At 41.6% G+C, this 26,021-nt stretch carries 15 protein-coding genes; 12 read left to right on the top strand and 3 right to left on the bottom strand.

Going from position 1 to position 26,021, the window contains the following annotated elements:
• The first annotated feature begins 210 nt into the window (after window positions 1-210).
• From pilW to AAEY87_RS02490, 8 genes are all read left to right on the top strand, one after another.
• Window positions 211-1,167, top strand: a complete 957-nt coding sequence (pilW, locus tag AAEY87_RS02525; RefSeq protein WP_350655814.1) for a type IV pilus biogenesis/stability protein PilW — start codon at window positions 211-213, stop codon at window positions 1,165-1,167.
• On the top strand, window positions 1,158-1,994 hold the full coding sequence (locus AAEY87_RS02520) for a helix-turn-helix domain-containing protein (RefSeq protein WP_343286416.1): 837 nt from the start codon (window positions 1,158-1,160) through the stop codon (window positions 1,992-1,994). Before pilW ends, AAEY87_RS02520 begins: the two co-directional genes overlap by 10 nt.
• 112 nt (window positions 1,995-2,106) lie before the next feature.
• Complete coding sequence (ispG, locus tag AAEY87_RS02515; protein ID WP_068034998.1) at window positions 2,107-3,222, top strand: flavodoxin-dependent (E)-4-hydroxy-3-methylbut-2-enyl-diphosphate synthase; 1,116 nt, start codon at window positions 2,107-2,109, stop codon at window positions 3,220-3,222.
• 101 nt (window positions 3,223-3,323) lie between these two features.
• Window positions 3,324-4,625, top strand: a complete 1,302-nt coding sequence (gene hisS / locus AAEY87_RS02510; protein WP_350655813.1) for a histidine--tRNA ligase — start codon at window positions 3,324-3,326, stop codon at window positions 4,623-4,625.
• Between the two features lie 93 nt (window positions 4,626-4,718).
• Window positions 4,719-5,537, top strand: a complete 819-nt coding sequence (locus AAEY87_RS02505) for a YfgM family protein (protein ID WP_350655812.1) — start codon at window positions 4,719-4,721, stop codon at window positions 5,535-5,537.
• A gap of 178 nt (window positions 5,538-5,715) precedes the next feature.
• The gene (gene bamB, locus AAEY87_RS02500) at window positions 5,716-6,864 is read left to right on the top strand and encodes an outer membrane protein assembly factor BamB (protein ID WP_350655811.1); all 1,149 of its coding nucleotides are present in this window, start codon (window positions 5,716-5,718) and stop codon (window positions 6,862-6,864) included.
• A gap of 345 nt (window positions 6,865-7,209) precedes the next feature.
• A complete protein-coding gene (gene der, locus AAEY87_RS02495; RefSeq protein ID WP_068326750.1) occupies window positions 7,210-8,640 on the top strand; it encodes a ribosome biogenesis GTPase Der in 1,431 nt (476 codons plus the stop codon).
• Between the two features lie 164 nt (window positions 8,641-8,804).
• Window positions 8,805-10,751 carry a sensor histidine kinase gene (locus AAEY87_RS02490; protein WP_350655810.1) on the top strand — a complete coding sequence of 649 codons (1,947 nt, stop codon included), beginning with the start codon at window positions 8,805-8,807 and terminating at the stop codon, window positions 10,749-10,751.
• A gap of 142 nt (window positions 10,752-10,893) precedes the next feature.
• Here the strand turns inward: AAEY87_RS02490 and AAEY87_RS02485 are convergent, their stop codons facing one another.
• Window positions 10,894-12,060: a D-alanyl-D-alanine carboxypeptidase family protein gene (locus tag AAEY87_RS02485; protein ID WP_068035003.1), complete on the bottom strand. Its 1,167-nt coding sequence runs from the start codon at window positions 12,058-12,060 to the stop codon at window positions 10,894-10,896.
• A 514-nt stretch (window positions 12,061-12,574) separates the two neighbouring features.
• Window positions 12,575-12,919, bottom strand: coding sequence for an MCR_0457 family protein (locus AAEY87_RS02480; RefSeq protein ID WP_227514120.1), 345 nt, complete (start codon window positions 12,917-12,919; stop codon window positions 12,575-12,577).
• Between the two features lie 838 nt (window positions 12,920-13,757).
• Here AAEY87_RS02480 and surE point away from each other — a divergent pair.
• From surE to AAEY87_RS02465, 3 genes are all read left to right on the top strand, one after another.
• The gene (gene surE, locus AAEY87_RS02475) at window positions 13,758-14,663 is read left to right on the top strand and encodes a 5'/3'-nucleotidase SurE (protein WP_350655809.1); all 906 of its coding nucleotides are present in this window, start codon (window positions 13,758-13,760) and stop codon (window positions 14,661-14,663) included.
• A gap of 166 nt (window positions 14,664-14,829) precedes the next feature.
• A complete protein-coding gene (locus AAEY87_RS02470; RefSeq protein ID WP_350655808.1) occupies window positions 14,830-15,627 on the top strand; it encodes a LysM peptidoglycan-binding domain-containing M23 family metallopeptidase in 798 nt (265 codons plus the stop codon).
• 241 nt (window positions 15,628-15,868) lie between these two features.
• A complete protein-coding gene (locus AAEY87_RS02465) occupies window positions 15,869-18,055 on the top strand; it encodes an ATP-dependent helicase (protein ID WP_350655806.1) in 2,187 nt (728 codons plus the stop codon).
• 53 nt (window positions 18,056-18,108) lie between these two features.
• On the opposite strand, the gene AAEY87_RS02460 is transcribed toward AAEY87_RS02465, so the two are convergent.
• Window positions 18,109-22,785: a PDDEXK-like endonuclease domain-containing protein gene (locus AAEY87_RS02460; RefSeq protein ID WP_350655805.1), complete on the bottom strand. Its 4,677-nt coding sequence runs from the start codon at window positions 22,783-22,785 to the stop codon at window positions 18,109-18,111.
• Window positions 22,786-23,022: 237 nt separating this feature from the next.
• Between AAEY87_RS02460 and AAEY87_RS02455 the strand changes: the two genes are divergently transcribed.
• Window positions 23,023-26,001 (top strand): contractile injection system protein, VgrG/Pvc8 family, encoded by a 2,979-nt coding sequence (locus AAEY87_RS02455; protein ID WP_350655804.1) that lies wholly within the window; start codon window positions 23,023-23,025, stop codon window positions 25,999-26,001.
• Window positions 26,002-26,021 lie beyond the last annotated feature (20 nt).

The raw sequence follows: 26,021 nt of genomic DNA, 5'->3' as shown, positions 1-26,021 counted from the left end.
GCAGATATATGGCGAATGAAGGCTTAACCGCAGATAAGGGCTAAGCTTTCTTTTCATTTTATAGATCGCATTAGATAGCCTTCATAACAATAAAAATGTAGTCATAGTAACTAAATTGTACTTAAGGGGTCTAAATCCATTAAACTAATGGCTGTTTGAAACCCTAGTGCTAAACTCACAGTACTGAAACTTAGTTTTATGATGGCGGCTATGATGATTTCTAAATACTCTTGTCAACTCAAGACTCAGCGCAAAATTCCTTTAACAATGAATGAGTCCGCAACAGTGATCACGTATCAAGAAACACTTCATACTGCGCTTAGCAGACCAAAATGTCTGCTAGTTGCTAGTGCCATTATGGCGTTATTGCTAACAGGTTGCCAAAGTACGCCAACAGATGGTTTGAGTGGCAATACCCGTTATCAAACTTCAACGCAGCCAAGTGATAACCGCAACCTTGATAAGCAAGAGATTGCTCGCGTGCGTACTTCACTTGCCGCACAATATATTCGTAAAAATGAGCTTGATACTGCTCAGCGTCAACTTGAAAAAGCTTTTGCTGCTGATAGCCGATATGCGCCAGCCTATGATATGATGGGCGTTTTGTTGCAGCAAGAAGGCAGCCGCCTTAACCTTGAAAAAGCCGATCAATACTTCAAAAAAGCGATTGCGCTTGATAAAGATTTTGATCAAGTGCGTAATAACTATGGCGTATATCTATCACAGATGAAGCGTTATACTGAGGCCGCAGAACAGTTTGAGATTGCAGGTGCAGCACTTGGTTATGAAGGGCGTATTGGCGCACTTGAGAACCTAGGACGTACTTACTTACAGCTTAATAACAATCCAGCCGCAGCCAAAGCATTTTTACGTGCCTTAGATGGTAATCGTAATAGCTTGATTGCTCATATTGAGCTGGTTGACTTATTGCTTGAGCAGCAACGTGTGCAGCAAGCACAAAGACTCTATGATGAGACTTTATTGCTTGTGCAAGGCCAAGGTATTAGCCCGCGTTTGTTATTGCAAGGCATCAAACTTGCTGCCGCTCAAAATGACAGAACCACGCGCCAACAATTGGCACAGCAGCTGCTATCCGCTTATCCATTAAGTGATGAAGCAAAACAACTTAAGACTTGGCTTAACAATCCAGAGGCACCATGGAAATGAACAACCCATCATCAAATCATCAATCTAACGCTCAGGGATCATTTGGTGCCATGTTGCAGCAAGCCCGTAAAGCTAAGCAAATTAGTTTAAAAGAAGTAGCAAGTGAGTTGTTCATCTTAGAGCGTCATCTGCAAGCGCTAGAAGACGAAAACTTTGCCGCTTTACCACAGGTGACTTTTGCACGTGGATTTGCAATCAACTATGCAAAATTTTTAGATCTAGACCCTACAAAAATTGCGACAAGTTTTGATGCTTCTTATCCAAATGAGCTTAAAGCTCGATCGGTAAATAATATTGATACTCCATTGCGCCCAATGGGAACATTGCAGCGTGATAGTCGTAGCCGTATTCGCTTTAACCCATTACTTATTCTTGCAGTAATAGGTCTTATTATCTTAGCGGTATTTTTATTCCGCATGGTGACCAATGCCAGCCAAGATAACCGCACGCCTGTGACGGAAGTTGAGGACTTATCTGCATCGGAACAAGCGCAAGGGGCAGCGGTTAATAGCCAGTTCGATAGTACTGGTCTAGATGATGTCGGGGCGTCAGGTTCAGCACTTAATTTAGATAGTGCTAATGATATGAGTAAAGTCTCATTAGACGTTGACATCACAGATGATGCTAATGTAACCATTACTGATGCGTCTGGGAACAGTCTCATGACAGGTAGCCAAGCTCGTGGCAATTATAAGCTGCTAGGTACACCGCCATTCAATATTCAAATTGATAATACTGATAATGTAAGCTTATTACTTAATCAAGAATCTGTTGCGTTAAATGAATATGCCACTAACAAGCAAGCAAGTTTTGCACTGTCGCCTTAATAGGTGACTTACTATCAGTTTTTAGCGCTATTATTAGTTTTTTATAACAAGTTTATTAAAAGTTTAGACTGCTAATACTCTCTTATCTTTTGCTCTGATTGAAGGATTTTATATGTCAACGTCATCGCCTATTACTCGCCGTCCTACCAAAAAGATTTATGTCGGTGATGTCGCGATTGGCGGCGATGCACCGATTAGTGTGCAAAGCATGACCAATACTGACACTTGTGATGTAGCAGCGACAGTCGCACAGATTGAGCGCTGTGTTGAGGCAGGCGCCGATTTTATGCGGGTATCTACTCCGACAATGGAGACGGTCGAAGCATTTGGTAAGATTCGCAAGCTAGTTAGCGTACCATTGGTCGCTGATGTGCATTTTGATCATAAGATTGCACTTGCGGTTGCTGAAGCTGGCGCAGATTGTCTGCGTATCAATCCGGGTAATATCGGTAGTGATGCTAAAGTGCGCGAAGTGGTAGCCTGTGCTAAGCATCATAATATTCCTATTCGTATTGGGGTCAATGCAGGTTCTTTAGAGAAAGATATTCAGCGCAAATATACTGAACCAACTGGTGCGGCGATGCTTGAATCTGCCATGCGTCATATTGACATATTAGAGCGTTTAAACTTCGACCAATATAAAGTATCAGTCAAAGCGAGCAATGTGTTTTTAACTTTAGATGCTTATCGCTTAATATCAGCACAAATTGATAATCCGCTACATTTGGGTGTGACTGAAGCTGGTGTATACCGTACTGGCGCAGTCAAATCTGCTATTGCGCTTGGTGGTTTATTATTAGACGGCATTGGCGATACTATTCGTATCTCCTTGGCAGCAGAGCCAGAAGAAGAGATTAAAATCGGCTTTGATATCTTAAAGTCGCTTAATATTCGCTCGAATGGCGTAAACTTTATTGCTTGTCCAAGCTGCTCACGTCAAGAGTTTGATGTGATTAGAGTAATGACTGCTTTAGAAGCGCGTTTAGAAGATGTACGCGAGCCGATGAATTTGTCAGTAATTGGCTGTAAAGTGAATGGTCCAGGAGAGGCAAAAGAGTCTGATATTGGTATCGTCGGCGCATCACCAAAGTCATTAGTATACCGCATGGGTCAAAAGAGCCATCTTATCGATACCGACAATCTCGTTGATGAAATAGAAAGCATGGTACGCGCTCATGCAAGAGAGCTTGAGAAATCGCGTGAGAATGAGATTATTAGAGTAAAGTAAGGCGAAGCGTAAAATACTTACTATTGTAAATGGCGGTAAATAGTAACGACAAGAATAACAATAAAGACAATTGTTGTAATATTTAAGGATATAACCGAATCATGATCAAAGCTATTAAAGGTTTTAATGATATTCTGCCGGAACAGGCAGCAAAATGGCTTCAACTAGAAGCAGTGTTGGCAAACGTACTGGCTCGATACGGTTACGAGAATATTCGCTTACCTATCGTTGAACAGACTGATTTATTTGCTCGTGCTATTGGCGGTGCTACGGATATCGTCGAAAAAGAGATGTATAGCTTTGCTGATAAGTCCGAGCCACCAACACCTTTGACCTTGCGCCCAGAAGGTACAGCGGGTGCAGTACGTGCAGTCATTGAACACAATTTGCTGCGCGGTGATACACCAAAGCTTTGGTATATCGGTCCTATGTTTCGCTATGAGCGCCCGCAAAAGGGACGCTACCGTCAGTTTCATCAGATAGGGGTGGAGAGCTTTGGCAGTGCGTTACCAGATGCTGATGCTGAGCTGATTGCGATGACACAGCTGATGTGGCAAGAGCTGGGTCTTAAAGATGAGATGCGCTTGCAGCTAAATAGTTTGGGTGAGATTGATGAGCGTTACGCTTATCGCGATGCTCTGGTTGCTTATTTAACAGACAAGCAAGATCAGCTTGATGATGATAGTAAGCGCCGCTTGACCACCAATCCGCTACGAATTTTAGATAGTAAAGAAGCAAGCACACAGGCGCTGCTCACTGACGCACCCAAACTTGCTGATTTTTTGGGAGCTGAGAGTAAAGCGCACTTTGAGCAGGTTCAAGCTTATCTGACGACGCTAGGCATAGGTTACGAAATTAATCCGCATTTAGTACGCGGTCTCGATTACTATAACAAAACAGTTTTTGAATGGGTGACTGATAAGCTTGGTAGTCAAGCGACTGTCTGTGCAGGTGGACGTTATGACGGCTTAGTCGGTCAGCTAAAATCAATAGATGCTCGTGATGACAAGGATAATAAAAAACCTGTTAAATCTGAACCTGCTGTTGGTTTTGCGATGGGGCTTGAGCGCTTATTGCTACTCATTGATGCTGTTAACCCTATGCCACCTACATCAGCATGCGATGTTTTTGTCGTTGCGCATCCAGAAGTATATAGCTCGGGTCTCAGTTATGCACAAGACTTACGCCATAGCCGTCCAGATTTACGAGTTAAGATGGCGAGTGCGACCAGTATGAAAGCACAAATGAAAAAGGCTGATAAGTCAGGTGCAGCATTGACTGTTATTATTGCGCAGCAGGAGCTTGACGATAATACGATTAGCATTAAAAATATGCAGACCGGTGATCAGCAATCAGTGGCACAGGATTGGCTGGCAATAACAGAGAATTTTACGCGTCTGTAATAGTTTCAATAATAAAGTGCAGCGATGTAATAGACAACCACTTGCTGTTATGCAATTAGATTTTAGCAACTAGATTTTATCAGGTAAATAACCATGGCTCAGAATACCCAGTCGCCAAATACAGACAACTCGATGCAAGCGCTTAAGCAATATGGTAGCTATATCTTCACAGCTATATTATTAGCATTAGCAGGCTATTTTGGCTGGACATACTGGCAAGATAACCATGCACGGGTAGATACCGTTGCCGCTGATCATTATGCTGATATTCAAAGGCTCAATGAAGAAGTTAGTCTAGCAGCACAAAATCCAGATTTAGAGGCTGAGGCATTGACTGCACTTGCTGCTAGTCGTACCCAGCTCAATAAAGATATCGATGCACTAGTTAGCACGCATGGGGACTCAGTCTATGCTTGGCAAGCATTAATGATTAAAGCTCGTCAGCAGGTCGATAGCGATGATTTTACTGGTGCTACCGAAACTTTGAAAAAAGCTCTAGCAATAGATTTGGGTGATGCAGGCTTAAGTGCTATTACGCGCTTGCGTTATGCAGAGACGCTATTATCTGCAGGTGATGCAGATGCAGCTTTAGCAGAAGCTAATAATGATATGCCAAGCTCCTTTGAGGCCAGCCAACAAGAGTTGCTAGGTGATATTTACTTAGCAAAAAATGATGAAGATGCTGCTATCAAAGCTTATACTAATTCTTGGAATCTCATCAGTAAACGTCAAGAAACTCGAGCAGTATTGGCATTAAAGATGGAGAGTCTTGGTATTGTTCCTGAGCCAATTAGCGAGCCAGCTAGTCTTATTCAAGCAGCTGCTATACCTGAGACAGCAACACAAAATCCTAATGTTAACGTTAATGATAGCGTTAACAATAGTAACGTTTCTGACCAAGCAGCGCAGTAAATCAGCAGTATAATAAATAGTAATGTATATTACAGACAATTATGGTGCTATTTATTCGCAGCTTCTCAATTTATAGCCCGTTTATCGATAGTTAATTTATTCGTAGTGAGAACATACAATGACCCGATCTATTCGCTTCAGCAAAACGATAAAAAATAAGACTATAAAGTCGACTGTCATGAATGTGGCAGTCTTGGCGCTGATGACGACTGCTGTCGTTGGGTGTAACCGTGGTATCAAGCCAGTGGTACATGATCCAGTCAAACTGGTGCAAATTGCACAACCTGTTAGTGTGCTTCAGCCTGTATTTAGCGTTGATGTTGGTAATAAAAAAGCCAGTAAAAAAGACCCTCTTGCTCTACAAGTTGGCTATAGCAATGCACAGATTGTCACGGCATCACGTGGTGGTGAGGTGACAGGTTTTGATAGTACTGGTCAGCGTTTATGGTCAATGAATGTTGGCAATCAAATCACGGGCGGTGTGGCACTAGATCCATTAAGTCAAACTGCTATTGTTAGTACACGTAATGGTTTAGTAATGGCGTTCGATAGCGCTACGGGTGCTAAGCGCTGGGAGCATCAATTATCGGGTTCTGTGCTCACGCCTGCACTGATTAGTAATAACCGTGTGGTATTATCTGCTAATGATGGCTTTTTACATGGCTTATCTTTACAGACTGGTCAATCGATATGGCAGTTTGCGACTCAAGTCCCAGCTATTAGTGTCCGCGGTAGCGCAGCGCCAACCTTATTAGATGACAAAACGGCATTACTGGCTACTGCTGATGGCCGCCTGCACGCTATCACGACCGATAGTGGTTTACCACAGTGGTCAAGACGTGTCGGTGTAGGTACTGGTAGTAGTGAAGTTGAACGTATGAGCGATGTCGATGGCATGCCTATCGTTGATAATAATCAGTTATATGCAATTAGCTATAGTGGTCAGTTGCTTGGGATTGATTTAACGTCACGTCAGGTCATGTTTGTTAACGAACTTGCTAGCCTAAAAGCACTTGCTGTGAATAACAAACAAGTCATTGCAACCAGCTTAGAAGGTAAGGTCGTTGCATATGATCGTATTAATGGTAACGTGTTGTGGGAAAGTGAGGCACTTGCTTATCGCGATTTGACCAACCCTGTCATGATTGGAAACTATATCGCTGTTGGTGACCTTGAAGGGGTAGTGCATTTATTTAATCCTGTAACTGGTGATATTGTTAGTCGAGTACAGACTAAAGGTGCGTTAACTAACTTGCAAGTACAGGGTAGTCGTTTAATGACTCAAAGTGTCTCTGGTCAAGTAGCAATATGGCAGTTAGCACGTTAAATACTTAAATCTATTGTTGTTTTAACTTATTGTTTGTAACTTATTAGATTGCGTTACTCGGTTATTTTTCTTAGTAAGAGTATCTAATAATAGCTTTATATAATTTAAACGCTGCCTTGTCAGCGTTTAATGCCTTGTATAGACAGTACGTTTCGCGTAATCTATGCGCCCTTATATAGGTGCAGTTATTTATAACTAGCGGACTGTCTCATACGATTAATGCATTATCTATCCAATCACAGACTGTTATCCCTTATTATTATTTTTTATCTTTATCATTCATTTAAGTTTGCGGTAATATGACACGTATTTGTTGTCATTATTGTCCGTCATTGAGAGTAACGCATGAGTATCAAGCCCGTGGTCGCCCTAATTGGCCGTCCCAATGTAGGTAAATCTACTTTATTTAACCAATTTACCAAGAGTCGTCAGGCTTTGGTTGCCGACCTATCAGGTCTGACTCGTGATCGCCAGTATGGTGATGCTGCCTATGAAGGCAAGTCATTTATCGTTGTGGACACTGGTGGTATCGGTGAAGCAGACGATGGAAGAGGTGATATTGATGACTATATGTCTGAGCAGTCACATACCGCGATCCATGAAGCTGACATTATTGTCTTTGTAGTTGATGCGCGCGTAGGCATGATTGGTGCCGATGCAGAAATCGGTAAGTTCTTGCATAGCTTAGGCAAGCCTGTATATGTTGTCGCCAATAAAGTCGATGGCGCTCATGATGCTGCGCCTGCAGAATTTTATGCACTAGGATTGGGTGAACCTTATCCAATGGCTGCCAGCCATGGTCGCGGTGTCGGCAATCTTTTAGAAGTAATTACTGCTGATATGCCTGAAGACGTAGATGCTGGAGAGCCAGATGGTCTAAAGCTCGCTATTATTGGTCGTCCAAATGTAGGTAAATCTACGCTTGTGAATCGTCTATTAGGTGAGGATCGGGTCGTTGTGTTCGATATGCCTGGTACCACGCGAGATAGTATCTATATTCCTTATAAGCGCGATGGTAAAAACTACGTATTGATTGATACTGCTGGTGTACGTCGCCGTGGCCGTATTGATGAAAAAGTAGAAAAATTCTCTGTTATTAAAACCTTACAAGCTATCGAAGACTCTAACGTTACTGTCATCGTTATCGATGCGCAAGAAGGTATCGTGGATCAAGATCTGCATATGATTGGTTATGCACTTGATGCAGGCCGAGCATTAGTAGTCGCCATTAATAAGTGGGATGGTTTAACTCATGATCAAAGAGACTATATAAAAATTGAGATGGATCGTCGTTTTAATTTCATACCGTATGTAAAAGTGCATTTGATATCAGCATTGCATGGTACGGGTGTGGGTAATCTTTATCCATCCATTTTACGTGCTTATCAGTCTTCTATGTTTGAAGTGTCTACCAATCGTTTGACGCAGATTTTAGAAGATGCTGTTACTGCGAACCCGCCACCAACCGTTGCAGGCCGCCGTATTAAACTGCGTTATGCTCATATTGGTGGCCATAATCCACCGGTAATTGTTATTCATGGTAATCAAACTGGCTCATTACCTAAGAGTTATCAGCGCTACCTCGAAAACCAATTCCGTGAAGTGTTTAAACTTGAAGGTACACCGCTTAACGTGGTCTTTAAGCTCAACGAAAATCCATATGCTAATAAGAGTGATACGCCAACCAAGGCTAAAGCACAACAATTGCTTCAGCGCCAGCGTAATCGCAAGCAAAAGTATTCAAAGAATAATAAAAGCACTGATAAAAAACGATAAGAAATATGTTTAGAGACCTCTGCAATAGAGGTCTTTAGGCCAAATAAATTGAGAAGATGGTACTAGTATAAGTACTTTCTATCCTTACCACGCATCCTAAAACAAACGATCCATACACTTATGAGGTACTATAAGTAATAGCCGCCATGAGTTGATTGATTAACATGAGTACAAGTCTTCCTACAAACATACCCACGATTATACGTCGTTCCGTATTGCAAGCTATTATTGTGGCAGTTTTGGCAGGCTTCTTATTGTCTTTCGTCTATGCCTTTGTTTATAGCTATCAACAAAAACGTCTCCATGTTCAGCAATTGGGTGAGATGCTTGCAAATAGTGCTTCAATCCCTGATGGTGCTAATCTTGTTGCCAGACAAGTAAGTACATTGTTAGATAGTGACCCGACCCTACAAAGTATTTTATTTTATTCGACTGATGATCCTCTTGATTCCTTGGGTCAAGATGATATCGATAGCGTGAGCAACAATTGGTATAACGCCTTGATTGCTGATACGGTCAGCTTTAACTATCCCGTTACCAGTCGCTACCTTAGTGGCAATAGTATTCAGCGTGCTAACTCTAGTCAACAACTTCCTAGTATATTATCTGTTGAAGCTGAAGATACGACTATGTCAACGACTCAACTGGCAGCTCGTAATACCTTAGTTGGCTATATCAATATTACCTTAGATATCAATAAGCTGCGTTGGTACTGGATACGCATTAATCTGTTATCGTGGTTTGCGACCATTGTTCTGGCTATCTCTATTGTTTGGTTTGTCTTGCGTAAACTTAATTGGCCGACCAAAGATATTATTGAGCTGGCAAAAGTATGCGAAACGGCAGCCAACAACCCTGAGCTTGAACAACTACCAACTATTCAACAGCGTTTTGGATTTGAAGAGCTGATACGCATAAAAAAAGCCTTTATTATTTTATTTGATCGACTAAGAGCCGCACAGCAAGACTACCGCGACCTTGCAGATTTTGAGCAGCAGTTACATAACAAGGATTTGTCTCTTGATATGCAGCGCTCCAATTTTCAAAACATGATTACTCATGAGCTAAAGACGTCACTGAATGCTATTACAGGTGGTTTACAGTTATTGGATAATCAATATCTCAACGATGAACAAAAAGACACCTTAGCCATCATTCATAAAGGAAGTCATCATTTAGAATTAACGCTTGAACAGATTATTCAGCTAAATAGGATAGAAAAAGGCCAGATGATCGTCAGTTTAAGTGAATTTAATCCATTACAAATGATTGCCGACTTGATAGAAAAATTCGAGCCCACAGCTAGACAAAAAGATCTAGAGTTAATTAGCCGTATTCATCACGTAGAATATACCCTTGAAGGGGACGTGACTAAGATTCAGCAAATCTTAACCACTTTGATAGACAATGCGATTAAATTTACTTATACAGGCCAAGTTGTTATTGATTCTCAGCTGACACATTTTAATGAGAGTATTCGCTGGCAAATTAAAGTTATTGATACAGGTATTGGTATTGATAAAACCTACTTAGAAGATATTTTTACTCCATTTTTCCAAGTTGATTCGTCAGATACTCGTGAGCATGAAGGGGTAGGAATAGGGCTGTCAGTTATCAAGCAAATTATCCAACTACTTGGTGCAGAAATTGAAGTTGATAGTGAGCTCGGTACAGGTAGTAAGTTCATTGTTACCATGCCCCTGCGTTATAGAAGTCAGACTCAACACCAGAATCTCTTAAAAGGAATGGATATTGTTTACTACCATCACGATGAAAAGGGCTTTATGGTACAGACATTGAAGCAGCTTGGGGCTAACGTCAAATCCCAGCGTAACGGACAATCAATGATGGATTACATTTTGAAAGCAAAAGTAAATACGATCATGTTTGCAGAAGAGGTATTACCCGAACAGGTCGCTCAATTAGCCAAGTGTATTCGTGAACGGGAAACTACTTGTCGCTCACTATTAATTTATTGGTATCCGCCACATAAAGAGCGTTATGTAGAAAGTTTTGAATACGATTTAAAAGCCGCAGGGGTAGATTACTGTCATAGTACGGTACAAGATCCTAAAGTATTAACTATTTTATTGAAAAAATGGTTAGCCTAGTTATTAACTATTAACTATTAACTATCAAGTTTTGCAGTAACAAGCTTTATATCTAGAATAAGAAAAGACGCTTGATTAGAAGCGTCTTTTTTATGTTTATAAGCTTATCAAAAATAATTGACTGGCCATTATTCTAATAAACTTAGAACAAGTTCTGTGCCCAGCGTACCACATGCTGCCACATCCGGCTCATAAAGCCTGATTGTTCGACATCATTGGTCGCTACGATAGGCACTGAAGCTACTGCTTTACCATCAATTACTGCCAACATTTTACCGATTTGTTGACCCTTTTTAATAGGTGCTTCTATGCTGTCAGGGATATCAACAACAGTAGTGATTTTGTTTTTTTGAGTTTTGCTGGTTAGAATTTGTAGAGTATCGCCTGTTGCCAACTCTACCTCATCTGCCTCTCCAAACCATACTGGTAGCTTGCTAACAAACTGACCAGACGGTGCTTTAGTCACGGTAGTAAAGTGTCCAAAACCCCAGTTAAGCAGCTCTCGCGACTGATCAGCACGCGCTTGCTGGCTTTCTGTACCCATAATGACAGAAATCAGACGCATATCATCACGGTTACTTGAGGCAACCAGACAGTAGCCTGCTGCATCAGTATGACCCGTTTTTAAACCATCTACGGTAGGATCGGTGGCAAGTAAAGCATTACGATTGCCTTGAGTGATACCATTGTAGGTAAACTCTTTTTCAGCATAGATATCATAGTACTCACCGCTATTTTTAATGATAGCGCGCGCAAGCTTTGCCAAATCAAGTGCTGATGCTTGGTGACCTTCATCAGGCATGCCCGTTGCATTCACAAAGTGCGTATTATCCATTCCAAGCTTTTTGGCTTGTTCATTCATTAATATTGCAAATGACGCTTCGCTACCTGCAATATGCTCAGCCATTGCTTTTGATGCGTCATTACCTGACTGAATGATAATACCGCGTAGCATATCGATAACACTGGCGGTTTTGTTCACTGGCACATACATACAAGACTGGCTACTGCTACCGCGACACCACGCGTTTTTGCTCATCAGTACTTGCTCATCTTCGGTCAAGTCGCCTGAGCTTAAACGCTGCTCGATGATATAACTGGTCATCATTTTGGTTAATGAGGCTGGTGGTAGAGGCTGGTTAGCGTTTTTTTGCGCTAGTATTTCACCAGTATTATAGTCCATCAATACATAGGCGGTATTATCCATCTCCGGTGGTTGAATGGCGGCATTTGCCATTACTGCACTTAAAGATAAGCTAACACCAACTACCAGCTGTACGAGCTGTTGTTTTACAAGCTTTACTGTCATAGATTGTTACACCACATCATGAAACCCAATGCGTCTACCGCCAACTATACTGATACAAGCATTTGAAGCTGACGGTGGACATAAAATTAAGGCCTTATCTTAGCAAAATGCTACCCGATGGGGAAACAATAAATACGATAAAATAAGACGTCGACAATGTGGGCAAGAATAGTCTAAAAAACAGTCTACAGCAACAGCTATGATGACTATCATTTAGATTTAATTTGTTAAAAGATGCGAGAAACTATTTAGGATAGTGATGGCTTTACTATACGCAGGTTATATAGAGGTTTTAAACTTGTACAAATGTCTTATAAAGGTTTAATACAAAAAAGCTTGCTACCCTTTACTCTTAGCTTTCAGAGTGAGGGGTAGCAAGCTCAGTTTGGGTTAAAGCGATTATGCAGTGAGTTATTATGTATAAAAAAGCTCTTATAATTGTTTTATTAGTAGCTTACTTATAGCTAAATTACCATTAAAACTTGTTTTTACTAGGTTGGCAGTATGCCAGTCATTAGTACTCTGCGTTCGCTAAGTCTTCACAAAGCGCTTTGTTGTCTTGTTTAGAGAATCCAAGAGTCCAACTACGAATGCTTTGTAGAATTTGACGATAATCTTGCTGCGTTGACAAATACTGTATAGCCGCTTTAGGGTCTTCTAAAGAAGGCATAAGTTCATGTAGCTGTGTATTATAAGACTTGTAAAACCGTTGTTTTTGTCTTTTGTTTAGCATCGGTGGGCAAATCTCAGACAGTACCTGCATAACAGCAATCTCATGTTTAGTAATACTAACACCAGACATATCAAGAGGAATGGTAGAGACATTACCATTAGCTGCATTAGACGTTTGTGCTAACATGGCAACAGAGGCTATCAATCCAACAAGGCCAACTTTTGAGGCTATTTTCGAAACTGTTTTTGTCGTTATAGAAATCATAGCTAATATCGATTGATTCTTCATTCGGTATCACACTCGCTTTGCGTTATTTAATGGTGTTATGGTAATCGGAAAAAAAATAAAAGTCACATAAAATATTGGCTTATGTGTAGATGTCTTGTGACCTGATGGCGATTCGTAGCAACATATCAGTAGTATCTGCCCATAAGTTACATTAGCCTTAATAGATAATTGTCTATTGTTGTTCGTTGTTGCCTATTGTAACGAAAAAATAAGCTAAATGGTGACCAATCAGTATCAGTATATACATCCACAAAGGTGGATTTTGTAATGTTAAAGGAGTCATCAAGCATTTGTAGGTGCAATTGCAACTGATTGATTATACTTGACTTTAAGGTAAGAAGTTAAGCGTTAGTTTATGAATGTCCACTATTAAGTTATAATCGCTTTCAAGGTTATATAGTGATTCTATATATCAAGTGATTCTATACACATAAACTAGCTATTGACTTACTTATCTATGAATAGGTATTCATTAAATATAACTATTATTACGCTGATAACTGTATTTCAAATGACATTGTATTTATACGACGTTTTTATTTTTTACTTTTTTATATCTATATTTATCTGCTGCGCTTTAGCTCACCAAAACTATCTTTTACATCAAAGCATTGCTACATTGTGCTGTCTATATTGATAAGTCATATGAACAGTAGCAATGAAACTATAGTAAGCGAGTAAGCGGCTAGAAAATAATAAGCAGCTAGAAAATAAGATATGATTATATTGAGCTGATATGAAGTTTTTAATTAGTAATGATGATGGGATACATGCGCCAGGATTATTAGCGTTATATCAAGCACTCTCTAAAGTAGGAGAGGTAATGGTCGTTGCACCAAATGCAGAAGAGAGCGGTAGCGCAAGCTCGCTCCATATCTCACAGCCATTATATACCCACGAGCTGCCATCAGGGTTTATTGCCGTTAATGGCTCACCTGCAGATTGTGTTTATCTTGCGTTACATCAGCTTTATTCAGATGTTCAGTTTGACTGTGTGATTACAGGTATTAATTCTGGAGACAATTTAGGGCAAAAGGTATTTTTTTCAGGTACTTTTGGTGCGGCGTTGACTGCCCAACTCTTTGGCGTACCAGCGATTGCAACCTCGTTAGTAGGCGGTAAAATCAAGGGTAACGGAGAGGATAAAATCAGTCATTATCAAATGGCAGCAGAAGAAATCGTTAAACTATTGACTGAAACCCCTATATTGGAAGAAATCACGCGTTTGCCCTATCATGTACTAAACGTCAATATTCCTAATGTAGACACGGTTGAGGCTATTAAGGGACGTAAGGTCACGACTCTAGAACATAGTCTACTGGCAAACCCTGTACATCAGATAGTGGATCCACGTGGCCGTGATGCCTATTGGTTGTGTTTAAAAAACTGCCAAAATCCGCAAACCGAAGAGTATAGCGGCGCTTCTATCGATACGTTTAATGTTGATTCTATAAATGGATATAAGCCTCTAGGTATAAACAGCCTTGAGCTTAAAAATCAATCGATAACAGATAATAACGATAGCGTAGTTGTCTATACTGATGCTCAAGCCGTCGCAGCAGGCTACATTAGCTTATCACCTGTTCGTCTGCATCATACGCCGACTTATGCGCTTGATCGACTCTCGACCTTAGCCTTGTAAGGCGCTCATATATTGATATTTAATATTAGAAGTACTGTTTTTATAAATAGAGTCAAATTCTATAAATAGAGCCATATTATGGTTATAATAGCGGCGGTATAACTCTATAAACTGTAAAGATAACAACACGATAATCGTGAGTAATATAAAGAATAGGAAACCTTGTATGAAAAAGCTTATTTCTGGGTCGCAGCTAGCGACTGCTGCTTTAGTCGGAACTCTAGCGGTTGCGATGACAGGCTGTGCGACTAAGCCTACTTATCAAAATTCTGCACAATCAGGTCCTAAAATCATCACCAATAGCCAAGGTGTACCTAACTATCATCTTGTCAGACGTGGCGATACTGTCAGTCAAATTGCTTCACGTTATCGCTTAAATTATCGTCAAATCGGTGCACTTAACGGTCTCGATAGTAAATATACTATCTATAGTGGTCAATGGCTCAAGCTTTGGCACGGTGAGCAAAGCGCGCCTGTACGTCCTACTAGTAACAACAACTATAACGTTGCTGCTACACCATCGACTCCGCAGCCGCAGTACACACCACCGCCTACGACTGGCTCAACTCCTGCTTATGAGGTAACTGCTAACTCGACAGCAGGGTACGAGTATCCTAGCCGTAACCAAGTAATCCGCAATTTTGATGCCTCATCTGGCAACATGGGCATGTGGTTTGCTGGTAAAGAAGGTGATCCAGTACTTGCTAGCCAAAGTGGAACGGTACTGTATTCTGGCGATGGGCTAACAGAATATGGCAATCTTATTATGATTCGTCATAGTGGCAATTACATTACCGCTTATGCGCACAACAGCCAGCTACTCGTCAAAGAAGGCGAAGCAGTACAGCTCGGTCAACGTATTGCCAGTATGGGTAGCAGCGGCCAGACCAACCAAGTAGCACTGCAATTCCAAGTGCGCTTGAATGGTAATCCTATCGATCCGCGTGCAGTCTTAGGTCGTTAAATATTGCTTAACTTAGGTGTCATTTAGTCTAAGCTGAGTAATAGGAGCTCAAAGCCTATTGCATATCTATAACCTGTCACTACTTTTCATATCGTTGCAAAGCCTTATGAAAAATAGTGACAGGTTTTTTTTATAGGTCATTAAAAGTGACTTAATATATAACCCATCAACGAAGTACCATTTTTAATTCAATAATTTTAAATAGACAGTTTTTACCCAAAATTAAAGGCAATATCCTGCAATGACTACCACGATTTTTGACACGCAAAGCTATAACTATCCGCAGAACTTTATGGAGATTAAGCCTAAGCTTACGCGTCTTGAAAAGGCGATAAAAAAGCTCGAGGCTAACCTAATCGACGCCGATGATGCTGCAAATGCTGCGCTGCTGAAGCAAAGATTGAATAGTGATTTAGGGCTAAAGGTAGACTATGCCAGTGAGCTAAATCCTGACCAATTGTTAGCAGCCACTACTATCGATGGCAAGGTATTGGTCATCGCAGGTGCTGGCTCTGGTAAGACCAAAACGTTGACTTATCGCACCAGCTATTTGTTAGAAAATGGGGTGACACCCAAAAGCATTTTGCTACTAACCTTTACTCGTAAAGCGGCGAATGAGATTAAGAGTCGCGCTAAGACGCTGTTAAATAATACTTTGTCTGATGATGAATTATCAGAAGATATACTACCAACTAGTAAAGCGTTAAATGATATCACCAGTGGAACCTTTCACTCATTCTGCAATATGCTATTGCGTCAGTATTCAGGGCTGCTCGGTATCAACCCACGATTTACTATCTTGGATACAGGCGATAGCGAGGATGCGATCGATTTAATTCATAAAGAAAAAAAGTATCCTGCGCAAACCAAAAGCCAAGCCTTTCCGCGTAAAAAAACCTTACAAAATATCATCTCTACTTCTAGAAATAGACGCATTCATATTCGCGACTTAATCGAAAGTAATTATCCTGATATCGCCGTACATATTCCCATTATCGAGCAATTAGCAGTCGATTTTCATGAGTATAAGCGCGCCAATCATCTTTACGACTTTGACGATATTATTAGCCAAGTAGTACGCCATTTAAAGACCAACGATACCTTTCGCCAAATGCTACAAAATCAATATCGCTACATCATGGTTGATGAATATCAAGACACCAATATCCCGCAAAAGCAGCTGATAGATTTGATTTGTGAGCCTAAATCGGTATCACTGATGGTGGTCGGTGATGACAATCAAAGTATTTATGCTTTTCGCGGCGCAAACTACGAAAATATTCTACTGTTCGGTGAGACCTATCCTGAGGCGAGTCTCATTAAGCTGGAGCAAAACTATCGCAGTACGCCTGCTGTTTTAAATTATATCAATGCCTTGTCCGCACAAATCACCTTGGGGTATCAAAAACAGCTCTATTCAAACGCTACTATAACGGGCGAAAAGCCGATATTTAGCCGCCTGAGTGATGAAACGAAAGAAGCTAAGTTTATTGCCGATAAGATTATCGAGTTAAAGCCAGATCAGGATTACAATGATTTTGCGGTACTGTGCCGTACGTCTTTTCAGTCCAATTATGTACAGTTAGAATTTATGGAGCGTCATATTCCATTTATCGTGGTAGGCGGAATTAAGTTCGTTGAGCGCCGTCATATCAAGGATGTGTTGGCCTTTATTAAAATTCTTTATAACCCCAATGATACGATTGCATGGCACCGAATTTTGACCTTGTTCCAAGGAGTTGGGGCAGTCACTGCGACGCGTTTGACTCAAGCAATTAATGCTGATAATAATTCTTTTGAGCCATTGCTGACGGCAAAGTTTGCCAAAAAAAGTGAGCAACTTGAGCTTTTGTATCATACTCTGACTAAGGCAAGTCAGGAAGAATCAGTCGAGACTATTATTGAGCGTATTTTAGAGTTTTATATTCCTGTCTTAAAAACGATTGAAGAGAACTGGCGTGAGCGCAATGAAGACTTTCGTGTGCTTAAAAACTTAGCAACAGAGTACAGCAGCCTTGATAATTTCTTAGAAAATCTGGCGCTCGATCCACCCAATGACTCAGTGGCGACGACCAGTCAGCCAGAAGAGGATGACAAAGATAAAGTGACGATTTCGACCATTCATAGTGCTAAAGGACTAGAATGGCCAGTGGTGTTTGTCAATTCATTAGTCGATGGTATCACGCCGCATCATCGCTCTTTAGATGACTTTGAGGAATTAGAAGAGGAGCGAAAATTATTCTATGTTGCCTGTAGCCGTGCCAAGACCAGATTGTATCTGACTGCGCCTGATTACTTTGCTAGCTATTCAGGGTATTTTGATAAGCCTTCAAGGTTTATCGCAGAATTGTCTGCCGATGAAGTAGATGTTAAAAGCTCTAGGAAGTCCTTAGAGATGCTGGCGAGTGATGATCCGGTGTGGTGGTGACCGTTAAGGTTATACAGCCACCATTTTTAATATTTTAACTAAGCATTATATGCTTAAGCATCAGCTTCGATATCAATGATTAGTGCATCAACAGTCGTGACGACTCTAGGTTCAACATACGAGCTGCTATATGCTGTGTCGGTAGTGATTGGATAAATCTCTAAACGCTCCAATTCTGCTAATAAGTCTTGTATGACTTCATCTTTACGGGTTACAAAAGTGGAAGCAAAGCAGCGCCAGAATTTCCAGCCAGCACGTTCAAGAATACGCTGACGTTGCATGTCGCTGTCCCATTTGTCAGGTCCATGATATCTATCACCATCGCACTCAATGGCTAGACTGTTGTCGTTTTCACCTTCGACAACCATATCAATTCGATAGGCGCCAGCTTTAACCTGCGGAATAACTCGATAGCCTCTCTCAATGAGAATGTCAAAGACTTCTGTTTCAAAAGGCGACTCACAATTATCACGCAAATCAGCGACCTGTTCTTCATCCTGCATAAATGGTGCTTGAAAGTATTTGATGAGTTCTGCTCGATAATTATCAGCTTGGCTAAGCTCATCCAACTCAATACTACGCACCAGATACATTCTATCGCGCGCCCTCGATGCAGCAACATTCATCCGCTGGGCAAAAGTTTCCCTCGTTTGTGCATGGGCAGCTCCAGGTGCCACTACCAATGACAAAAACATGATATCGCGCTCTTTACCCTGAAAGGTTCTCGCATCACTGCAGGCAATATCAAAAGTGGTCATGAGAGTCTCATCCAATTCTTTATTAAGTATCTCCATAATACTATGCGCTTGCTTATTGCCTAATAATGAGACGACGCCGATGGTTTTACCTTTGTAAGCTGGGTCAGAAACGATGGTTTTGATTTCATCGACAATAAACCTGACTTCTGAAGGGTTGATATTAGAGCCTTCAATGCGATAGCCGTCGGTAACGTATACATCAATCAGTGGTGGATCTAAGCGCTCTGAAGGTTTGGCTTTACGTAACGGTATCAGCTCATGATTATAAAATTCACGTTTTGAGAACTCAATAATAGGCGCAACACTACGAAAGTGCTCTTTTAACATGACGCTGCTATCGGCAAAAACGACTTTGAATAAATCATATATTGAACGATCAGGTGACATCTGTGAGCGGTAAACAGGCACTTGATTGCTGAGATACTGTGCCATCAAATTACGAATTTTTTCGATATCGAGACCAACGCCTTCTGGTGACACTTGCTTATCGTCACCAACGATTAGAACTTTCTTCGCTCTCATGATGGCTGGTAACGCTGTTAAATCAGATTGGGACGCTTCATCAATGATAACCAAGTCAAAACTACCAAACTCTGCTGGCAAGGATTCAGAAACACGATAATGCGGCATAATCCAACAAGGGATAGCCGCACTTGCTCCCGCAGAGGCTTCACGCGCTTCACGGCGATAATAATGCGCGCCTTTGCCTGTCCCTTTACCAATACGCATAATGGCAGAGCGGTATTTCTCTAAAGACGCCCTAACGTTTGGCGTCGCATTCTCAGCGACTTTTAGCCATGCTCTTTTGGTGATTGCTTCTTGATAGAGTCTTGCTAGATCTGACTCTAAGTGGCTACGAGTTTTGGTTAAATCAACCAACTCTTTGCGACCATCTATACTGTCTATAAAGCTCATCAATCGGCTAAGACGCCAAATCTGCTGCCAATTATCAGGCAGCAAGTCATCAGATGACAGTTTATCAGGTGACAACGTATCAAATGACAACGTATCTTGAGAATTAAGACAAGGCTCATGGCGCAATTGATTTGCCCAAAGTGGCGCACCACTGTCGTCGATAAGTTGGGTGACGGCAGTGACCGTCTGTAAGTCTGTTGCAAGATTATTTACTCGTTGTAGTTCATTGAGTAGCTCTTCCCACTCCGTACTTAATGCCTCATCTGACAACGACAAATTACCGATTCTCTGATTTAAAAAGAGCGTTATTTGTCCACTAATGACGCCATTACAGTTAGTAAGCTTATTCAGTAAATTTTCTTTTAGCGTGAGACTTTCTGCCAATTTATGTCTCTTTAAGTGTTTTTTAAGAACGCCCTCAATCTCAACTAAAACATCTTTATTATAAGGTGCAGTAGAAATGATATCCCAGCCCAAGAAAATAGCATGTAACGCTTGTTTAATAATGTGTTGTAGGTTGTTGCTACCGACAATGTCTTCATATAAATGAACGGCTGAATTCAAATTAGATAAGTTATCAGGTGCTACGTCGAATATTGGTAAAGACAAGTCATTTGATAATGCATTCCAACGAATAACTAGCGCCTGAGATTTTTTTCTAAAGTCTATATAGCTAGATATATATTGCCAGTCTTCTACAGTTGAGGGTTGCGAAGAGACAATCGTGATAGCTTCAAGGATCTTCTTCTCAGCAGACTTACCAAAAATCCCAGCGATACCAAATGGTTTCTTGCCTTCGGATAAGTTTTTGACCGCGTCAACAAGCTCTGGATTTTTATCAAAACTATCAGCCATCGTGATAGGTTTAGTTAAATAAATGGTTCTCTCATTAAAAAGTGACTTAATCTCATCGTTGAGTACAGTTAGATGAGCGATGATGTCTTGCTTAGTCTCATCAGCTAAGCTCTGCTGAATATGAGTCGTCCAATCCTGCCCAGCCGTTACAATCTTTTGAAGAAGATCAATTAAACGAGAGGTATTAGAAGCAGCATCGTGAGCCATGCTGATAGTGCTATCGTTTTCGTTTGCTAAGCTTGGTAGCGCTCCTTGCTTTTCAGCCTCCTGCGACTCATTGAGATAACTCAAATCCTTGTGCAGTTGTTTTATGGTATTGATAGAAGGGAAGTCTGCAACAGCAGGTGTTTTTTTATCAAGATAATCCAAATCGCTTCCGAGCTTTATTCTTATTTTTCTTAGTTCAGTCATATCGGCATGAGTAAATCTAGGCTTAAATGTCTCTTCTATGCCTAATGTATCTAGAAAGCTTTCGATAAGCTGCCTGTTTTGAGCAACCTCAGTCGCTGCATCTATGGGCTTGATGGTTTCGCTATCTATAACGATATCATCAAGATTTAACCGCGCCCAAGCCGTAATCTTATTGTCAGTACTGGCCAGTTGCGCATGAATGGTATCGATTTGATTATCAAGCATGACGATTTCTTTTTTGTAGGCATCTCGATTGATACTAGATACTTCACTTGATATTTTTTTAATCGTATATTCGAACTGTTTTAAACCTTCGTTTTCACTGGTCAGTAGACTAACCGCTAGTGGGCGAATGGATTCAGGCAGTTTTTCTTGCAGCACCTTTAATGCAGGATCTTTCATCGACGTGACTAACACGCGTTTACCCAGCGCTAAATAATGACAAATAACGTTGGCAATAGTATGCGTCTTGCCTGTACCAGGAGGGCCTTGAACGACAACGCCGTCATGGACATTTAGTTGCTGTACGATTTGTACTTGTTCAGCATTGAATGCTTTAGGAAAATATAGCTCAGCTGGCGTGCCTGTATAATTTTCACTGCCGCTGACCATAGATAGACCACGATAAGCAGGTAGTATTATTTCTTTATTTTCTGTAGCAGGCTCGGTCAACATTGCTATAAGAGCATTTGGTAAAGGAAGGTCATCGCTATTTTCAAGCTGAATGGCGAATTTATCTAAATCTTGCAAAAATATATTATTGCTTCTAGGACGCGCCATAATGACCCATGTATCAGTGACGATAAGGTGATTTTGCGCCTTAGGTATTTTTCGCTCATCTGCAATGGTATGGTCAGGCCAATAAACGCCGGAAGCATCAAGCAAGGTCACTGCTGATTTTAAAATAGGCTCATAGCTACTTGGCAAAAACGGATTTAGTAAAACATCCTCTGATTCATAAAATTGTTTACTATCTTTTAATAGATTGGCCAAACCTTGATTTTCATCCATGGAGAAAGGTTCAGTATCAAGCGTAGAAGGAGAGGGATTAGGCTTTATAAGTAGAGCCATTGTCTTTTGATCTAAGTCGATTTCAACAGATTGTGTTAGTAATGGATACTTGATTTGCTCGCTATTCTGTCCATTATCAGTATTTTTTCTTACAGCAACACCGACACCCCAAACCAGCTCAAGCGATTCATCAGCTAGGTTGCCTTGTAGAATTTGATTGAGCTTAAATAACTTTGCATATAGAGCAATACTTTGGCGTACAAGCTTCTCTTGCACTAGCCAAGGCTTCCAAATGTTTTTGAGATAATCATTAAATTCATCTTGTAAAGATTCTCTTTCAGGAAAATCCTTTAGGTAAATTTCTATTTCTGATGATTCTTCTATATCTGATAATTCATTTTGATAGCTATCATCAACATCAAATGGTGTGAATGCTTCTTCATAAGCGATAACACCATCATCTATTAGATTTTGTACATAGATTTTTTCTTGCAATAAAGGCTGATCGCCAAATTTTATTGGAAATGTTAACCAATGTGCTAATAGTGAGCTGTTGGGTTTAGGTGCTGAGTTTTCACGCAATCGCTCTAAACGAAGCCAAACGTCATCGGAGGTATCGTCGGTGATGTTCAGACTAATACCTGGCAAACCTATTATTTGTTCTTCAGTACAAGTGAAATCAATGTGTTTAGCAAAATCTTGAGTAGGCGCTTTTTTCATTAAAGCACATTGTTTAATGAATTCAATTTGAGAGGCCAGTCTTTGTGCGTAAATACTCATTTATTAAATCTTCCAAATCATCAAAAATATTAGCGATTACTTCACTGAAAACACAAAGACCAAACTATAGCATAGAAATTAAAATCAAACTTTTATGTCCTAATAAGTGTATCAATAGTTACTAATACTTGACAATATTTCAATAAACCCTATACTTTTCTCATAGGATAGTCTAGTAACTTTTGTTGGTAATCTGTCGGTTTTGCTTTTAATGTCGTAATGATGAGAATCCCTTTTATGCCCTCACAAACTGCCCGTCTACACCAACTCAGCGTTGGCAGTGACATTTTAGCAACTACCTCCCTTTATCCAAGTGCCTTTTTCTGGACAAGTAGCCTCAATCAAAGCTCCTTTAGTCACATACTAATGTTCAGTTATGATTTCTTAGATATCGACGCATGTCTATCTTTAATCAGCACAACTGTCTGTTTAACCACACTATCTGCAGATCGGATGCCTACTTGTCGGACAGGCGTCATTCAGGCAATTCGTTATCAACATTCTGATGGGGCCATGCACTTTTACACCCTCGATATCGTCACCCCTGACTGGCAATTGACCCAGTCCATCCATACCCGCAGCTTTACCCATCAATCCACCCTAGATATCATCACCAGCATCCTTAGCGATTACGACTTTAACTGGCAGCTCTCAGAGCAACTACTCTCATCAGAGCCACTAACCACACAGCTCGCTATGCGTATGCAGTCTGATGTCAGCGATTATGACTTTATTACCGGCTTGCTTGCTGATATTGGGGTCACCACCTATTGGGTATCAGGTGACTCAATAGATGAGCTTGGCTATTGGTCTTTAGTCAGTGCGCTAGACGAGAATGAATTATCACCACTTGACTATAGCTACGAGAAGTCTTCAGTACAGTCTGGTACAGACTCTGTTGACGAGCTACAGATGATCGCCAAGCAGTTAGGCACTCGCACAGTGGTGGTACGCGCCGATGGACTCGCCGCTGATACTATCTATGAAGGCATGGCAGATGACGACTCGCCCTTAGCGTTTGATGACACTGCGGTGCTACTTGGAGCGCCGTCTCGGGTGTATAGCGATGCGTCTGCCACCCGCTTAGCTGAGCAATGGGTACGCGCCAATGGTTGCAATAGAGAATACTATAGCGCCACAGGTGCCATGCGTGGCCTAAGCATCGGTAGCAGGGTTAGCATCAACAACCTACCTTCTATCGGCCATTTATCTACATACTGTACCAGTCTGCAGATGATCGGTATTGAGCCTGATAGTGACAGCGTCTCTTATCATAACCAAGTGTTTATCAGGCAGTGGCTTACGCGCAGCGCAAAGCAAGTAACGCAAACAGCACTTAGCGCCATACCCGAGCATGGCTACGACATCGCTCGAGACACTGGTATCTGGGTAACCGCCACGCTATTAGACTCCGCTATTCCTTACTGTCCCTATCCAAGCCAGCAGTCCTTTGTCAGTCATACCTACACAGGCCTGACCCAAGCTCGTACCGGCGATACCAGCACTTCATCCTCGCCAAGTTACGACTCTAGTGTCACCGATGACGGTCTACAACAAACCATCACCACCCCTGTCTGGGCAGGTATCAGCCCACATGACGATGGGCTAACACCGCCGCTACGCTCATTACAACTGTCCTCGGGTGCCAATCACGGCTGGCAGTTTGCCCCAAGGCTTGGACAATCCGTCCTTTTAAACCACTGGTATGGTGATATCGACAGCCCCGTGATTAGTCGCGCTCTCTATGACGGTATCGGCATGGGCGATAGTGACGACAATGACATCACTGCCCGTGATGCCGGACTATCCAACAGACATAACCTACAAGGCGGATCATCGCCAAGATGGCATGGTGGTGGTCTGGGTCACTCGCAAATCTGTGAGGATGATACTCACAGTGGCTGGATCTCTGGTATCGCTCAGTATGGTTTAACAGCAGACTCTGAGGTTGCACTTCTTTTTGATGACACCCCAAATAAGAGTGGCCTGCAGTGGTCGGTCAACACCGCTAGTCGTGCCAATGCGCAAACCCCAACGACAACAGACAAAGCGACCTTTGCTCCTGATGAGCACATCCTAGAATTAGGCGTGCTCCGTCATCGTTTTAGCAACCATCAATCGACAACCAGCGGACAGGGTATTAACCTTGCCAGTGATCATGGTTTGCAAGCAACAGCAGACAAAGGGGTTCTACTTTCCACCTTTGGTATCCGGCACACACAGTCTGAGCACGAGTCGGCTTGGGTGAATGATGCAGGACAACGGCAGTTAAAACTCGGTGCTGAGCTGAATGAGACGCTAGCAGAGGCTAAGCAAGTGCATCTGCAGTCGACCAAAGCCATGAAGACCGCTAATCAATCGTTAGAGGCCTTTCAAACAGCAGCGCAAGTGATAGACGACACGCTACAAACCGAAGTCCTCGGTGCGCCCGATGTGATGCTAGTCAGTAAAGACAGTATCCTCGCCTCCGCAAGCAATACCTTATGGACAGCAAAGACTATAGTAAGGCAATCAGGCAGCACACAGTCGGATGTAGTGGCAGGCAACTATATGCTTACCGCTGATAGTATTGAGTCCTTAGCGGGTGTGGGTGGTCAAGCTCATTTATCAGGACTACATATCAGTGCCAATACCAAACCTGTGGCGATACAGGCACAAGGTGGTGAGTTGCAATTGCACAGTCAGCAGTCGATGACGATTGGTAGTGAGTCAGGTCAGGTAAATATTTCAAGTCCTAAGCGCATTAAGTTTCAGACCTCTGCAGGAGCGTCACTGACCATTGATGAGAGTGGGATTAAGCTGGTGTGTCTGGGGGTGATTAAGATTCAGGCGGTGAAGAAGAGTTTGGTGATGGGCAGTAAGGTTAATGCACCTGTAATTGCTTTGCCGACTTCGGGATTGTTTAGTAAAGCCTTTAATCTTAAAAAACTCATTCCTCAAGACTTAATAGATCAAGGTATTAGCTACAAGCTTATCAATCATACTAGAGGTACAGAGATTGAAGGTAAGCTTGATAAAGACGGTCAGACATTAAGAGTGTTTGGGGATAAAGCCGAGAAGGTTGAGTTAGAGATTCTTGGCAACGTGAACCACAAAGGAGAGATTAAGGTCACTGATGTATCAGATCAGATAGAGTGCGATAATTGCTCTATTGAAGACCTATCTGAAGATTGTGGTGATAATCATGCACATGATGAAGACGACTTTGGCTGTTAAACCTCTTACAGAGTAAGTTT

The organism is Psychrobacter sp. S1-30-MNA-CIBAN-0213, assembly GCF_040309845.1.
Lineage (GTDB): Bacteria > Pseudomonadota > Gammaproteobacteria > Pseudomonadales > Moraxellaceae > Psychrobacter.
The sequence above is the reverse complement of the archived record's forward strand: the minus strand, read 5'-3'. Positions and strand labels throughout refer to the sequence as shown.